This window comes from Moorena sp. SIO3I8, assembly GCF_010692325.1.
Taxonomy (GTDB): domain Bacteria; phylum Cyanobacteriota; class Cyanobacteriia; order Cyanobacteriales; family Coleofasciculaceae; genus Moorena.
In genome coordinates this window covers 1-1344 of record NZ_JAAHHW010000407.1, presented here as the reverse complement: position 1 = coordinate 1344, position 1344 = coordinate 1, and the positions used below count along the sequence as shown (strand labels likewise).

At 42.6% G+C, this 1344-nt stretch carries 1 protein-coding gene; it reads right to left on the bottom strand.

Going from position 1 to position 1344, the window contains the following annotated elements:
* Window positions 1–135 precede the first annotated feature (135 nt).
* Window positions 136–1059 carry an Rpn family recombination-promoting nuclease/putative transposase gene (locus tag F6K51_RS37415; protein ID WP_293031277.1) on the bottom strand — a complete coding sequence of 308 codons (924 nt, stop codon included), beginning with the start codon at window positions 1057–1059 and terminating at the stop codon, window positions 136–138.
* Window positions 1060–1344: the final 285 nt, after the last annotated feature.

The following is a 1344-nucleotide window of genomic DNA, read 5'->3' as shown; positions in this document are numbered from 1 at the left end:
GCATTAGGAGCGAGACTGATTAGGCGTTTGCTACCAATATCTGCACGTTTTGCCATACAATACAATTGATCGAATCAATACTAATTTTTGAGTTACGCCCACCCCACGGTCGAGGTGGGGTGTGGCCTTATTTAATTAATTGGGCAAATGTTGAGTAAACTCATCTAGGGAGTTAACCGTTAAGGCTGTGGCCATCAACTCTTCTAATTGTTCGAGAGTTAAGGCTTGAATTCTGACGGATATCTCGACAGGAATCTCTGAAAATCGCAGTTTAAGGATGCGCTCTAAACTCCCTCGACGTTCTTGTTGGATGCCTTGTTCAATCCCTTGTTCAATCCCTTGTTCAATTCCTTGTTCAATCCCTTGTTCAATCCCTTGTTGGATGCCTTGAGCAAGACCCTCTTGTAAAATCTCTTGATACCAGGGTGATTCTCGTAATACTGTCATATCCCACCTCATGATTTGTTGAATTAAAGGTATCTCTAGCACAAAACTAGCAAAGAACGCTAAGAGCGGTTCTAGTTGATTCAAGGTTTGATCTGCTCGTAAAGCCTGCACCGCTGACCGCAATTTTGATTCGCTACCACCTCCAAATAAGATTGGGACAAATGGAAATAGGGGAGGCAAAGGTTGTTCTAATACTAATTCAGCCTCTACTTCCCAGAGATTAATTACCCGATAATCTTGACGCGCCTTTAATCCCATAAATTCCCTGTCGTAACAGTCAACGATTGTGACTGTGGCTGGGGGCGGCAAGATGTTAATTAATACTGGATAAGCGGATAGGTTGTATTTTTCCTCAGCTAAAGCCACATAATTGCGCATTCTCTGAGGCATGTTCTGGTCATAGCGTAGTTGTAATTCATTGAGAATCAGAAATTCTTGATGTTCAGGACTAGAAGCTTTGACAATCACATCGCTTTCGCGACTAATCCATTGAAACTCAGCATCGAGTAACTGAGATGCCCGCACTTGGGGATTACCGGTTACCCATTGCACCCAAGCATTAGGAGCGAGACTGATTAGGCGTTTGCTACCAATATCTGCACGTTTTGCCATACAATACAATTGATCGAATCAAGAATAATTTTTGAGTTACATCCAGGACTATTTCTGGAATCAAACTAAAATTTGATTAGTGAAGAGCTGGGCTTTTCAGACTTCCTGTTTCTTACAGATTCTTCGTCTGTAGACTCGCCGTCTATAGACTCGCCGTCCTGACTGACGGACACTTTTTTTTGTACATTTAGCAGTACATTTAGGCCCAGGCATCAAATTCCTGAATCAGAGAGAAGGTAATCTTTCGATAGTAGCGGTCACGAGCTTTTTGGGAAGCGAAACAAG

What these genes read in the sequence shown, in the direction of transcription:
- F6K51_RS37415 (WP_293031277.1), bottom strand. Translation starts at nt 1,059, where the DNA reads ATGGCAAAACGTGCAGATATTGGTAGCAAACGCCTAATCAGTCTCGCT.